This is a genomic window from Paenibacillus xanthanilyticus (assembly GCF_042682185.1).
Lineage (GTDB): Bacteria > Bacillota > Bacilli > Paenibacillales > Paenibacillaceae > Paenibacillus_Z > Paenibacillus_Z xanthanilyticus.
Map to the genome: position 1 here is coordinate 928,967 of NZ_JBHUHA010000001.1, position 13,497 is coordinate 942,463.

General features: G+C 56.3%; 9 protein-coding genes. 3 read left to right on the forward strand and 6 right to left on the reverse strand.

Annotated features, from left to right (window positions below):
- Window positions 1-72: 72 nt before the first annotated feature.
- On the reverse strand, window positions 73-849 hold the full coding sequence (locus tag ACFSKT_RS03975) for a Cof-type HAD-IIB family hydrolase (protein ID WP_377720503.1): 777 nt from the start codon (window positions 847-849) through the stop codon (window positions 73-75).
- Between the two features lie 182 nt (window positions 850-1,031).
- Between ACFSKT_RS03975 and ACFSKT_RS03980 the strand changes: the two genes are divergently transcribed.
- Window positions 1,032-2,858, forward strand: coding sequence for a CHASE2 domain-containing protein (locus ACFSKT_RS03980; protein WP_377720504.1), 1,827 nt, complete (start codon window positions 1,032-1,034; stop codon window positions 2,856-2,858).
- Between the two features lie 96 nt (window positions 2,859-2,954).
- Here the strand turns inward: ACFSKT_RS03980 and ACFSKT_RS03985 are convergent, their stop codons facing one another.
- The gene (locus tag ACFSKT_RS03985) at window positions 2,955-4,634 is read right to left on the reverse strand and encodes a methyl-accepting chemotaxis protein (RefSeq protein ID WP_377720644.1); all 1,680 of its coding nucleotides are present in this window, start codon (window positions 4,632-4,634) and stop codon (window positions 2,955-2,957) included.
- A gap of 245 nt (window positions 4,635-4,879) precedes the next feature.
- Between ACFSKT_RS03985 and ACFSKT_RS03990 the strand changes: the two genes are divergently transcribed.
- Window positions 4,880-5,305: a pyridoxamine 5'-phosphate oxidase family protein gene (locus ACFSKT_RS03990; protein WP_377720505.1), complete on the forward strand. Its 426-nt coding sequence runs from the start codon at window positions 4,880-4,882 to the stop codon at window positions 5,303-5,305.
- 66 nt (window positions 5,306-5,371) lie between these two features.
- On the opposite strand, the gene ACFSKT_RS03995 is transcribed toward ACFSKT_RS03990, so the two are convergent.
- On the reverse strand, window positions 5,372-5,899 hold the full coding sequence (locus ACFSKT_RS03995) for a dihydrofolate reductase family protein (protein WP_377720506.1): 528 nt from the start codon (window positions 5,897-5,899) through the stop codon (window positions 5,372-5,374).
- A gap of 78 nt (window positions 5,900-5,977) precedes the next feature.
- Between ACFSKT_RS03995 and ACFSKT_RS04000 the strand changes: the two genes are divergently transcribed.
- Window positions 5,978-6,901 carry a helix-turn-helix transcriptional regulator gene (locus tag ACFSKT_RS04000; RefSeq protein ID WP_377720507.1) on the forward strand — a complete coding sequence of 308 codons (924 nt, stop codon included), beginning with the start codon at window positions 5,978-5,980 and terminating at the stop codon, window positions 6,899-6,901.
- Between the two features lie 75 nt (window positions 6,902-6,976).
- Here ACFSKT_RS04000 and ACFSKT_RS04005 read toward each other — a convergent pair whose 3' ends face one another.
- Genes ACFSKT_RS04005 through ACFSKT_RS04015 form a run of 3 tightly spaced genes read right to left on the reverse strand, consistent with a single transcriptional unit; the run spans window position 6,977 to window position 13,321 of the window.
- Window positions 6,977-10,018: an Npt1/Npt2 family nucleotide transporter gene (locus ACFSKT_RS04005; RefSeq protein WP_377720508.1), complete on the reverse strand. Its 3,042-nt coding sequence runs from the start codon at window positions 10,016-10,018 to the stop codon at window positions 6,977-6,979.
- A gap of 19 nt (window positions 10,019-10,037) precedes the next feature.
- Window positions 10,038-10,532 (reverse strand): GNAT family N-acetyltransferase, encoded by a 495-nt coding sequence (locus ACFSKT_RS04010; RefSeq protein WP_377720509.1) that lies wholly within the window; start codon window positions 10,530-10,532, stop codon window positions 10,038-10,040.
- Between the two features lie 20 nt (window positions 10,533-10,552).
- A complete protein-coding gene (locus ACFSKT_RS04015) occupies window positions 10,553-13,321 on the reverse strand; it encodes an adenylate/guanylate cyclase domain-containing protein (protein ID WP_377720510.1) in 2,769 nt (922 codons plus the stop codon).
- Between the last annotated feature and the right edge of the window lie 176 nt (window positions 13,322-13,497).

The window sequence follows — 13,497 nt, forward strand, 5'->3', positions numbered from 1 at the left end:
TTAGGACGACGTTTATGCGCGTTCGATTGCCAAAAAAATGAAAACCGACCCGCTCTCGCAGGTCGGTTGGAATTACGCGATAAGACCGGCATGCTTCAAGCCGTTGCGGATGCCGCATTCGTCGACCGAAGTCGTGACATAATCCGCAAACGGAAGCAATTCGGGGTGCGAGTTGCCCATTGCGATGCCGAGTCCCACAAACTGCAGCATCTCTTTGTCGTTCAAGCCGTCGCCGAATGCGATCGATTCGGATACCGGAATGCCGAGCTCGCGCAGCATCGCCTCGATGCCCTGCGCCTTGGAACCCCCGTATGGCAGCACGTCCAATGCGCCGCGATGCCAACGAATGAGGGTGAAGTCGTTCAATAACGAGTCGTATAGCGAATCCTCATGGTGTTCGCAGTGAAGGAATAGCTGGAGCACCTCGTTGGTTCTCCAAAATCCCGGATCCGTCCCCGGCAAATCCACTTTCAGCGACTGCACGGATTCCGTGACAAGCGGGCATTCGGCGCGATTCGAGAAGAAATCGTGTTCGCCTTCGTAGACCAGCGTATGTTGATGCTGCTCCGCTAGAGCGACCAGCGTCTCGATGCTTGTCCGCGGGATGACGCGTTTGTACACGGTTTTGCCCCGATAGACCGCAAGCGCGCCGTTCAAACAGACGAATGAATCGATCCCCAGCAATTCCGCTAACGGTTTAATGAAGTAAGGCGCTCGGCCCGAAGCGATGACCGGTTCTACGCCGGCTGCTTTCAGTTCGCGAATGGCGTCGATCGTGTCCTGCGGAACGACTTTCTCTTCATTCACCAACGTGCCGTCGATATCAAAAAATGCGATTTTGTACGTCATGCGTGCCACTCCCATCCTCTACTCTCGTTTGCGCCTAGCAAACTTTTCTATACGGTACAGTATAGCATGTTTCTCCCGCGTCAACAGCCCGGGACAAATTTCTATGAATTTCGACCTCCATCTTCCAAGCGCATGGTATGATAGAACTAATCATCCATCCGATCAAATGAGGTAGAGCACACATGAACAAAAGTCTTGGCAAGTGGAAATGGAGCTTTAATTTGCTTATCCTGGCCGTCCTACTGACGGTATATGCGTTCGACTCGCTGCAGAACGTCTCGAACTCGCTCGCAGACTATAACGCGCGGCAGGGCGCGAAAGGCATCGCGCCTCACGAAGATATCGTCGTCGTGGCCATCGACGAAGAATCGATTCAGACGCTCGGGCAGTTTCCTTGGAGCCGCGACGTCTATATTTCGTTCCTCCAGGCGCTCGGGCAGGAACAGAACCGCCCCAAGGCGATCGCCTTCGATATTCTGTTCACCGACCCGGGCGAGGACCCGCAAATTGACGCCGATCTTGCGGCGGAGCTCCGCAAGCACGACAACGTCATCTTGCCCTCCTACATTAATACGGAGAATGAATTTACCCGAACGACGGTTGCGAACAAATCGGCTCCGCTGCAAGCCCAGGAGATCGTCAAGCCGATACCGGAATTCAGCGAAGCGGTCCAGCCTGCCCACATTAACCGGCTGTTAGACGACGATGGCGTCATTCGGAGAACATGGCTTCAGATCGAGACGCCGGAGGGCAAAATTCCGTCGCTCGCCTTCCAAGCGGCGAAAATGTACGGTGCGGACGTCGATCACTTCCTCGGCTATTCCGATCCCGGACCGAATCCGCTATCGGAGATCACGATCCAATACGTCAGCGACGCGAACGGCTTCATGACGATTCCGTTCTCCTATGTCTTGACCGGCGACGTGCCGCTGGAGAATTTCAAGGACCGAATCGTCCTCGTCGGCTATACCTCGGCCGGGGTCACCGATGAAGGCGTGACGCCAATCGAGAAAAGCATGAAGCTTGTCTATGCCCATGCGAATATCGTCAATCAGCTGATCAACAACGTGCATATTCAAGTGATCCCGCCTTGGGTCGATTTGGCCGGCATGCTGGTCCTCTATGTGTTAACGCTCTTCCTGGTATGGCGCTTCCGTTCGATCTGGGCGCTGCTTTATTTCGTCATCGGCCTCGCGCTGCTGCTCGGCGGCCAATATTACCTGTATCCGCACCATGTGATCTGGACCGTTACGTATACGATGTTTGCGCTCGTCCTGACGTTCCTGGTGAACATGACGATCAAATCCTTCGCCGAAAGTCTGCAAAAGAATTTCATCACGAAGCAGTTCGGCCGCTATATCTCGCCCGTTCTCGTGCAGAAAATCGTCAAGGACAACATCGAGATCCAACTCGGCGGCGTCAGCAAGGAAGCGACAATCATGTTTTTGGATATTCGCGGTTTTACGGGACTATCGGAGAAGCTGTCGCCTGAAGAGGTCGTCGACTTCCTGAATACGATGTTCAACTTTATCACGAAGACGACGCTCGACAATCATGGTTCGATCGACAAGTTCATCGGCGACGCCGCGATGATTATTTTCAACGCGCCGCTGGATGTGCAGGAGCACGAATATTATGCCGTCAAGACCGCCCTCGAAATCCAGCGCGGCATGGTCGCGATCCGGCAGTCGATCTTCGAGAAGCATGGCGTAACCGTCAACGTCGGCATCGGCATCAATACCGGCACCGTCGTCGTCGGCAATATCGGCTCCTTCCTGCGCATCGATTACACGGCCATCGGCGATAACGTCAATATCGCGGCCAGGATCGAGTCCAGCACGACGGCCGGGCAAGTGCTTGTCTCCGAATCGACGTACGAGGCGACCAAATCGCAGTTCCGCTACGAATATGTCGGCGAGAAGCTGTTCAAAGGCAAGAGCAGCACGATCAACGTCTACGAGCCAATTGGGCTGATCGACGAGAGCAGCGAACACGATACCGAATCCTAATGCGCCTGCTTTGGAAATCTAACTTATACAAAAGAACCTGTCCGCTTGCGTGCGGCAGGTTCTTTCGTTTTCTTCTGCGACTCGCCCCCGTACCCCTTACACTTTAAAAGCCCGTACCGCTTCCTGCAGCTCTTGCGCCAGCTTGCTCAAATCCTCGGCGGAGGCGGCAATCTCCTGCATGGACGCATTTTGCTCCTGCGCGGCCGACGCCACGTTGCCCGTGCTGCCCGCCGAATCCTTCGCGATGCGCGTTACGCCGTTCACCGTCTCCACTACGTCCTTTGAGCTGGCGAAAACTTGCTCGACGATCGCGGACACTTCCTGGGATTCCGCCGCGACCTGCTCCACGGAGCGTACAATGTCGGCGAAGGCCTCGCCGGTCAACCGAACCATATCGATGCCGGATTTGACGACGGTCGTGCCTTCCTGCATGGAACGCACCGCCTGATCCGTGCTATCCTGCATATCGGCGATCAGCGTTCGAATCTGCGCAGCCGCTTTGCCGGATTGCTCCGCCAGCTTGCGCACTTCTTCGGCTACGACCGCGAAGCCTCTGCCCTGCTCGCCCGCGCGCGCCGCTTCGATCGCCGCGTTCAGCGCGAGCATGTTCGTCTGACTGGAAATTTCGGTAATCATCTGGACGATGTCGCCGATCTCCGTGGACTTGTCGCCCAGCATATGAATGACATCCGCGGTTTGACCGACCGATTGTTGAACCTTGTTCATTTGCTCGACGGCCTGGACGGCCACCTCGCTGCCCTGCTTCGCCTTCTCCGTCGTGGAGATCGTCAAATCGGCGACGTGCTGAATCGAGGATGCCGCTTGGTTCATCCCCCGCGTAATTTCGTCGATCGCCCCTGCCGCTTCCGCCGCGCGCAACGCCTGCCGTTCCGCGCCGGCGGCGACGTCTTGGATCGATCCGGCGATCTGCTCGGTCGCTAGGCTTGTCTGTTCCGCGCTTGCCGCAAGCTCCTCCGATGCCGCGCCAACCTGCAGCACGTTCTGGCTTGCATGGTTGATCAGATTGCGCAGGTTCGCTTTCATTTGATTGAACGAAGCAACCAGCTCACGGAATTCATCGTTAAACTTGGTCGTCAGGTCGTCGCCGGTCAGATCGCCGTCCGCGATCCGGCGCGCGCCGTCGCGAATGCGGATGACGGGCTTCGTTACCATGCGGGTGAACAGCAAACCGGTCATCAAAGCCAACAGGATGGACAAGACGGTCAAGACCAGCAGAGTCGTTTTTACAGTTGTAACCAATTCGCTGTTCTCTACGTTGATTTCGTTCATTTCATCGATCTGAGATTGCGCAATCTCGTCCGCGGTCGTCCGAATTTCTCGCGCAATCGGGATGATGATTTCCGCGGCTTTCTTTCTGCCCGCTGTTTTATCGGACTGCATAAGTTGCATCACGTGCTCGACTTCGGTCTTGTATGCAGCATTCAGCGTTTTCAACTTATTCAACGAATCTGCGATCTTCTCGTTCCCGGCCAATTGAAGCGTCTCGTTAATGTTGGCGTCGAGCGCTTGTATCGCGTTATTTACAGTGTCATTCCCGCCTTCTTCGCCCAGAAGGACGGCACGAAGACCTGAAATTTCCTGCGAGGCGCTGACTTGCATCGATTTCGCATGGATGACAATATTGGCATTTTGGTCGATCAGTTCTGAATAAGACTTGTCCACAGTCGACAAATTAGAGTAAGACACGTAACTGATCGTGCCCATAAGCGCGGAGAGGATTAAAAAACCACTTTGCAGCTTTGCGCCGACTGACATTTTCACTCGTTATATTCCCCCTGTAAATGTATATGCATTTCACGATCGATCGTCGTAAACGTCCTTCTCTTCATCGTCGCTTAGCCATCTTAGCGCATACTTGCGTTCAGATCGGCAGGGAATTGCAGGCATGCCCCGCTGCTAAGCGCAAAAAACGAGCAGATGTGATACTTTGACCACATCGGGGTAAGTAGTGGAAGAGCACTTAGGATCATGATCACAGTTCTGCAAAGGAGTGATTCATCATGACAGTCGCGGAGAAGGAGCAATTACAGGCCAAGATTTTCGAAGCCATGGACAAGCATCGAATCGCTGCATTCGCAACCGTGGAAGGCAACAAACCAAAGGTCCGTTATATGGCCGTCTTTCACGATGGCATGAATGTCTATTTGGCCACGGACCGCAAGACGCACAAAGTCGAAGAGCTCCAGCAAAATCCGAATATTTCGCTCTTGCTGGGCTATGAAGCCGGTTCGGCCCCGCAAGTCGTCGAGCTGGAAGGCACGGCCTCGATTACGAAGAACGACAGCCTCCGGCAAAAGCTATGGAACAAGGAATTGTCGAAATGGTTCGACGGTCCGGATGATCCGAACTACGTCATTCTGGATATTCAGCCCTCCGAAATCCACTACTACGACGAGCCAGGGAAAATTCAACGCTGGACGCCTTAAACGAAAAGCCGTGTGCCAAACGCTGCACGAAACAGCGGAAGCATACGGCTTTCGTGTGTATCATACTTACTGCGCCCGGTTATACGTCAGGATGGCAATGTCGCCATATCTCTCGGTCCCGGATAATCGGAAGCTGGCGGATTTCGTGCCGGCCGGGAACAACGGAATGCCCTTGCCCAGAACGGTGGGAATGATCGCCAGCTGCATTTCGTCGATCAAGTCGCGCTCAAGAAACATCCGTACGATCTCTCCGCCTCCCTCCAGCCAGATATGGCCTTGCGAAGTTTGTTGAAGACGCTCGATTAGCTGCTCCGGCGGTTCGGACGTAAACTCGACCCGTTCATCGCTCGGGCGCGCCGTTCGGGAATACACGTAGCAAGGTGTGCCCGCGTACATCCAGGTATCCGATAATGCCAAGCAGATGTCATACGTGGCGCGGCCCATGATGATCGAACCTATGCCTTCATAGAATTTTCCGTACCCGTTATCTCCTTCGCCTTCTACCTCTTCCAGCCAGTCCACGGAGCCGTCTTCCCTCGCAATGTAACCGTCCAGACTCATAGCAATGTACAAAATCGTTTTCTTCTTCCTCATAGATTCTCGCTCCTTTCATAGGATTATGCTATCATCGAACTACGACAAAAGTTGACGTAATTAAGCGAGGCGGACACAATGAACGGCAGAAGACTGGCGCTTATGCAAATTTTGGATTCACGCAAGAAGTATACGGCGCGCGAATTGGCCGAACGGTTCGGCGTCTCCCTGCGGACAATCCAACGCGATCTGGATTATTTGCAGTCGATCGGGATGCCGCTCTATACCGAGGTAGGCGCTGGCGGCGGTTATCGAGCGCTGCCCAACCGGCTCATGCCGCCCTTGCAGCTTAATCAATCCGAGGCGCTCGGCCTATTTATGCTGCTCCGGCTGCTTGAAGTCATCCCCGACTTCCCCTATGGAGAGATTCGGAGCCACTTGGCCGACCATTATTATGGTTCCCTTCCTCCGGATACGAAGGAGCAGATCGACCGCATCGGCGACCACCTGGCTTTCATCCATCGCGGGGCCGAAATCCCAGCGCCGTACACCACTCTAATCCTGAAAGCCGCCATGGAAAAAAGACAGCTGTCGTTCGATTATTCGACTTCCGGCGGCATGAAAATAACCCAAGCGTTCCCGCTTGGGCTGTATTACGAGCAAGGCTTCTGGTACGTACCCGCATGGAGGGGCGAGCGCACGCTGCTCTATCGGGCGGACCGGATGCACAATGCCTGCAAACTTGACGCGACACTGCCCGAGCTTCCTACGTTGAAAGCATGGATGAAGCAGGAAGACCTGCGCGAGCGCGTGCAAGTATCGCTGGCATTCACGCCATTCGGCGCTCGCTTGGCGCAATCCGATCCCGATTTTGAAGGAATGGCCGACGATCGATGGGAAGGCAGGATCCCGCTTCAAGAGCTGCCATTCTTCGCGCGCAAGCTGCTGCGATTCGGCCCCGAGGCGCGTGTGCTGCAGCCGCCGACGCTGCGAAGCCTCGTTGCCGGATTGTTTTGCCAAGCGGCCGAGCAGTATGCGAGCGACGAGGACGATAAGCCATAAGCTTCGTCCCGCCGCGGCTGTCAGCCGGTTGTTCAGCGAGCTTCAGGCCGCCGCTGGCGAAGCGTCCCGTTAGCGCTATCCTTGCTGCTTCGCGATCCGCTGCTCCAATCTGCGAACCCGCTCGAACGTGGCGCGCAGCATGCCGATCCCGATCCCGGGATGCAGCTGGATGAGCTTCGACATGGCCTGGCCGTCGATTGTCAGCTGCCGAAGCCTTGGCCCGGCGGCTATCCCGTTCGCGGTTGCCAGCGTCCCGTAGAGCGAGGAAGATTCGCCGTATACATAGCGCGGACCAAGCCGGGCGATGATCTCTTGGCTGTTGCCTGCTGTCAACTCGACGGCGCCTTCCATGATGACGCCCATCGCCGTATTCGGCTGCCCCATCGTAAATAACCGCTTGCCCGCCGGCATGATTTCTTCTTCCGCGATCCCTGCCACATAACCGAGTTCTTCAAGCGTGAGACCTTTAAAGAACGGGACCTCTTTCAAGAACAGTACTTTGTCCAGCATGCCTAGAAGCTGACGCGGTTCGTTCATCTCCGTACTCTCCTTTCGCTCCAGCGCATCCGCCGCTATCAATCGCAGCCACGGATCCCGATCTATCGTCATGCGTCCGATCGCCGTGTCCAGGCTGCCTTCGTTCATGTCCGCATGCGCAAGCTCCCCCCACTCGGCCAGCAGCTGCAGAATCGCCGCCGCCAGACGCTTGTCGCCGGCGCCTTCGGCCAGCGCCTCCATCCCGTTCTCGCGGACCTCTTCATCCGCGTCTTCGGTCGCCAGGCGAATGGCCCGCATCACATCCTCCTCGCCGAGCCGTTCCATGACCGCCCAACACCCGCCAAGGACGAATTTACGCAGTTCGTCGCTGCGCATCGCCGCCAAATCCGCGAGACCTCGTTGACCGCCGACATGAAGCGCGGCCGAGAGCGCTTTGATCGACCTTAGATATTCGACAGCCGCTAGAGTCAGCGGCACCAGCTGTTCCCGGAGTCTAGCGTCGTCCAGCAGTACGGACAGCGCCCGAACGGACGCGTTCCAAGCCTTCATCGGAAGCTCGCCAACGTATAGCAGGAGCGGTTCGACCGCCTCCTCGCCCATTCGCGCGAATGCTTCGACGGTCGTCTCGTGCAGAGCAGGCTCCGCGAATTCCAAGCCTTCCAGAAGCCATGGGATGACCTCCGTATGCTTCAAGGCGCCCATGCAGCTGATCGCTTCGGCCCGTACCGCCGGATCCGCGTCGCCGAGCAGCTGCTCGACGTCGTGCAAGAAGCGCGCCAGACCAAGCTCTGCGATCGTCCGGCACATATACACGGCGGGCTCGCCCATCTCGTCCAAGTAGCGGCCGATGACTTCATAACACGCCTCGTAACTCGGCTCGCTGCCGAGCGCATGCAGCGCTTTGATCGCTTCGGCCACGACCTTCGGATGCGGGTCGAGCAGCTTAAGCCGGATGAAATAGACGGCCTGATGCGACAGATGCGACGCGGTGCCGAGCAGGTTCGCCGCCTGTGCGCGAACCTCGTAGTCGTCATCCTCCAGGAATGCCGCGATGCGAACGAGCGTCTGCAGCCCTGCTTCCTCCAGCCGCATGGCCCGCAGCGCGGCTAGGCGCAGACGGGCGCTCGGATCATCGGCGAATCGGAGCAGCTCCGGCAAATAACCAGGTTGATCCAAACGGCCGATCAGCTCGAGCGCGAGCTCGCGGGCGTAATCGTTGTCGTGATGAAGCAGCGAATGAAGGACCGCATCCGATCGTCCCTGCTGCACGAATTCATCCAGCGCCGAGACGAGATCCGTCCCGTCCGCCGTCATCGTCTGAACGGTGCGAACGAGCTGCTTGATATATAGCTGCCGGCCGATGACTGCGAGGACGACGAGAAGGACGGAACCGATCGCGCCCGTCCAGACGAGCATGGCCCATGACAAGCCCGCTCCCGCATGCAAATATTGCAGCAGCGCGCCGAGCAGAATGCCGCCTGAAGCCGCGATCCCCTGCGCGATATACCGGTAACCGTCGCGTTCCTGAATCGGCAGCAGCTTGAAGAACATCTGATTCGCCGGTTCTGCAAAATAATAGAGCAGCAGATAGACGAACATATAACCGGCCGACAAGGTGTACAGCAGCAGGTCCAATCCGAGCGTTGCCCCCACCAGCACGAAGCTGGCGGCGAACACCGCTGCGATCGCCGCCAGCATGCTGCTCGGCCCGAGCGCGCTCATCAAACGTCCCGAGACGAGCTGAAGCAGCAGCGCGAACGTGAACAGCAGCGTGGTCACTTGACCGAAGAATGCCGCGAAGTCGGTCTCGTTGGGGTAGAACCGGTGCGTTTGCGATAAGAATGTATACTCCATTAGAAAATACAACGCGGGCATCAACGTCATAATAGCCACCGCGCAGAGCAAATACGGCGACTGGAACACCCGCTTAAACATGAGCATGGAACTGGCTTCCTCCGTCTGACCGGCCGCCTTCGCGCTCCGTTCTTCTTTCAACGTCAGCGGAACGAGGTACACCGCGATCGACCGCCAGTAGTTGAACGCCCCGGCAAGCAGCAGCAGCGGCGCAAGCATATATACCGCGTCTGCCCCGAGCGAACGGCTGACCGCTTGACTGATCAGACCGGCCGCGATGCCGCCTAGCGCCGCGCCGGATACGAAGACGGGCATGACCCGCTTCGCCTGTTGGGTCGGGCACAGATCGATCGCCAAGCTCCACAGCAGAATCGTCTGCTGGCGGACGACGAAGCTTGACGTCAGGAATAAGAACGGATAATAGAAGCCGACGTCCAGCCCGGTCAACCGGACGGTCAACAGCACGGCCGCGTTAAGCGCCACGATCGTCCCCATCACGAGGTACATTGTCCGCATCCACTGCGGCTTCGGCAGCCGGCTCGCCAGCCAGGACATCAGCCACGCTTCCAGGGGCAGGATGACCGCTTCGACCGCGTACACGTATGGCAAGTACTCGCTGCCGAACCGGTCGTTGAATAGCGTCATATAGCCGTTATAATTCAACATTTCAGAAATGCCGCAAAGAAAAAATATCGGCGTCATCAACGCCAGCTTGCGCCAGTCCTCGAGTTTGACGCCGATCCATCTCAACAACGCATTGATCATATTCGATGCACCTACGCGATTACAGCTTCAAATAATAGACAAGCCGGTCTTCGCCTTCAAAATAATAGTCCTTCATTCTTCCCGCGACTTCAAAGCCGTGCCGCTCGAACAAACGGCGGATCGGCATATAGGAGTCTAGATCGCAGGTGTACGTAATAATATATCGCGCTCCCCTGCCGCGCAGAAGCGTGATCATGTCTTCGATCAGCAGCGAACCGATGCCGTCCTTGCGGTACGCCTTATGGACGACGATATAATCCCAGTAATAGCCGCCCGTGCGCTGTTCATTCTCCATGAAGCTGTTGACGCCGATAATGCCGTCTTTCTCGCAAGCGACGTAACGATAGACATAATCGCCGTCAAGGGCCCGCAGCGGATGGTTCCGAAAATGTTCGACTTCGCCCGGCGTGTGCCGCGTATCGTCGAAAGAGCGGTCAGACAGGAAGAACGCGGTTATATTCGCCGCGTCCTCCTTCGTTCCTAATGATTGTACGTGGTAGCGATTCGCGCTCATGCTGATTGCTCCCTCTATAGCTATGAAACGGCTAGCGTGCCGTTCCAGTCTGCCGCCGTGCCTTGTTGATAATATTCATCGCAGAGATAGAAATATAATTGGGCCGCCTTATCCTGCCGATTCCATTTGATAACCTCCACGAATGTCTCGCGGGCATCGAAGAACCGTCCTTCCTGATACAGGGCGACGCCGCGTTCGAAGAGCGCCTTGGTCTTGTCTTTGCCGAGCCGGAGCGTCTCCTCGTCGCCTTCGTATATATCGTACAATTCCAGCGGAAGCTCCTTGCTATCCAGCTGAATGCGGCCCAACCACCGATATTGGAACCGTTCCGGCGCTTCCATCGTTTCAAGCGCCGTACGCGTAATGAGGATCGAAGCACCCAGCTGCTCCGACACTTCCTCCAATCGCGTGGTCAAGCTGACGTCGTCGGAAATCACGTTGCTCTCCATGCGGGTCTCTTCGCCGATAATCCCCATCATAAGCGCGCCCTTGTGAATGGCGATCCCGAGGTCGACCGGCGGATAGCCCGACTTGCGCCGGTGGCCGTTATATACGATAAGCTCCTTGCGGATCGCGATCGCCGACTGAATCGCATCCTCCGTGCGGGAAGGGAACAGCGACATGAACCCTGCGCCCAAATAGCTGCTGATCAGCCCCTCTTCCTTGCGCACGAGCGGGCCGAAGCGGCTTAGGAAGGAATTCATGAAGTTGAAGTTTTCTTTCGGCGTCAGCCGCTTGGTCATGTCGTAGAACGAGCGGATTTTGGCGACCATTACGACCATATTCTGCTGTACCTGATCGCCGAGATGGACGTCCAGGATGCCGCGTTTGCCCAAATACTTGATCACCTGCTGCGGCACGAACCGATACGACGCTTCGCTGAACTCGGTGATGTCGCGAATGTACTGCCGGATATGACGAACCATGAGATTGAACTGTTCGCCCAAGTCCGCGACTTCGTCCCGGGAGCGAATCGACACTTCGACGTCCCAATTGCCGTTCGTGATTTCCGTTACGCTTCGGCGCAGTTTGCGCAGCGAAGCGAGCAAGAAGTAGGACGAGATGACGAAGACCAACAGAATGAGGAACGTGATCAGAATGATCTGGCGAATAACGCTATCGAAGATACGCCGATTCTCTTGGTTCAGTACGTTGCGGTCTCGGCCGGTTTCGAAGATGCCGACGACTTTGCCTTCCGAGTTATAGATCGGCGCAAGCGCGTACGTCCATTGTCCCTCCGCGTCGTCGGTCGAATTGCTGCGGATCTGGCCCTGCTCCAACACAGCCAAATTCTCAGACGTCAGTTCATAAGGCTTAAACATATTAATGCCGTCATTGTCGTCGGTGATGATATAGAGATTGCCGTCCTCGTATTTGTACACGGTACTATACAAGCCTCGGCGATTCTCGCTGTTCTCGCCTTCGAACAGAATGTTCATCCGTTCTTTGATTTGCAGATAATCGAAATTCATATAATCGTTCGGCGACGTCAATCGCTCGAGCTGATCGCCGTCGATGATGTACTTGCCGCTCTGCGCCAGCACCGACAGCTCCCGTTGCATCTCTTCTTCCATCTTGGCCGAGAACGATTGATAGATGGAATTGGAGAGCAGCACCATGGAGATGGCGATGAGCGGCACGAAAGCCACCATCTGCTTCAGGAAGAACGAGATGCGACGGCGCATGACATGCACATAGATTAATCGAAGCGCAAGCACGACGAGCGCCGCAGCCGCGGCTGCGGCGGCCCATACGAGCCAACGCTGCAGCCTCTCCTGCCCGTTGAACTTAATATGATCCACCGTCCGAACCGGATCGCCGTCGGCCGTCGCTTCCACCAGACGATCGGCCAGCACGTAAACGTTCGCCTGCTCGCCAATCTCATAATCGGCCAGCTCTCCGGCCGCGCTGATCTCGGTATGCGCGAGCGTCTCCAATGGTTGATGAGCGGACGGCCTCAGCCTTGTCACCGTATTTTGCGCCCGGTCAATGAACGTCACGCTATCGCGCTCGCCGAGCTTGAGCCGCTCGGGGAAATTCTTGCGCGTCGACGACATCACGGTCGTCGGATACTGCTTCTCGCTCTGGCCGTCCTCCCCGACGCGATAGATCGATCCCCGCTTGGTCGCATAATAAATATGGCCCGGCTCGTAGCCTGTAATCTCGGATATGTATCGATCCGGCGGAAGCGTGAACGCGAACGGCTGGTCCCATTTGCCGGTGGACAGCTTCAATCGCTTCTGCTCGGCGCCCGAGGTGCCGGAGATGAAGAACGAGAGCTCGTCCCCGTTCACCTGCAGCGCCTTGATTTGCCCGATCCGTTTGCTTTTCCGGTCGCCTTTCCATTCGAACAACTGGCGGTCCAGCTTGCCCTCCTTCGTATACCGCAAGATATGCTCCGATACGACATACAGCCCGTATTCGTCCAGCTGCGTATCGAGGACGTACAGGCGTCCTTCCCCATCTACGGCAAGCTCCGTATAGATGCTCGGCGCGTCTTTGCCGCGCAGGTCTTTCTGAATTTGGAACAAGCGGTGCCCTTCGGCATCGAACGCCTCGATCCGCTGCTTCTCCTCGCTGATGACATATCGGCCGCCGCTTCCGTCGCTCGCCATTGCCGACACGTTCGAAAGCGGCGTCGCGGATTGAAACGGGCTTGATTGCAGCACCTCGCGATTGACGAACAAAAACATGGCCAGCGAGGCGAGCACCATCGTCACGATGCATAGCCATATCACGCCTCTTGCGGAAGGCTGCGCCGGCATTCTCTTCTTCGTATTCGGTTTCATATGCCAATGGCTCCATTTCGAATCGGTTCTGTTATCTCCCTCTATACTACTACAAATAAGTAGGCCGCAACACTTAAACTTTCCTTTATTCGCCATAATCCGACATGATCTCTTGATGGTTTAAATTGCTTTATAGTACTATTATTAATAGTAGAAACCGAAACGGAACCCCGTTC

What these genes read in the sequence shown, in the direction of transcription:
- ACFSKT_RS03975 (WP_377720503.1), bottom strand. Translation starts at nt 849, where the DNA reads ATGACGTACAAAATCGCATTTTTTGATATCGACGGCACGTTGGTGAAT.
- ACFSKT_RS03990 (WP_377720505.1), top strand. Translation starts at nt 4,880, where the DNA reads ATGACAGTCGCGGAGAAGGAGCAATTACAGGCCAAGATTTTCGAAGCC.
- ACFSKT_RS04005 (WP_377720508.1), bottom strand. Translation starts at nt 10,018, where the DNA reads ATGATCAATGCGTTGTTGAGATGGATCGGCGTCAAACTCGAGGACTGG.
- ACFSKT_RS03995 (WP_377720506.1), bottom strand. Translation starts at nt 5,899, where the DNA reads ATGAGGAAGAAGAAAACGATTTTGTACATTGCTATGAGTCTGGACGGT.
- ACFSKT_RS04015 (WP_377720510.1), bottom strand. Translation starts at nt 13,321, where the DNA reads ATGAAACCGAATACGAAGAAGAGAATGCCGGCGCAGCCTTCCGCAAGA.
- ACFSKT_RS03985 (WP_377720644.1), bottom strand. Translation starts at nt 4,634, where the DNA reads ATGTCAGTCGGCGCAAAGCTGCAAAGTGGTTTTTTAATCCTCTCCGCG.
- ACFSKT_RS04010 (WP_377720509.1), bottom strand. Translation starts at nt 10,532, where the DNA reads ATGAGCGCGAATCGCTACCACGTACAATCATTAGGAACGAAGGAGGAC.
- ACFSKT_RS04000 (WP_377720507.1), top strand. Translation starts at nt 5,978, where the DNA reads ATGAACGGCAGAAGACTGGCGCTTATGCAAATTTTGGATTCACGCAAG.
- ACFSKT_RS03980 (WP_377720504.1), top strand. Translation starts at nt 1,032, where the DNA reads ATGAACAAAAGTCTTGGCAAGTGGAAATGGAGCTTTAATTTGCTTATC.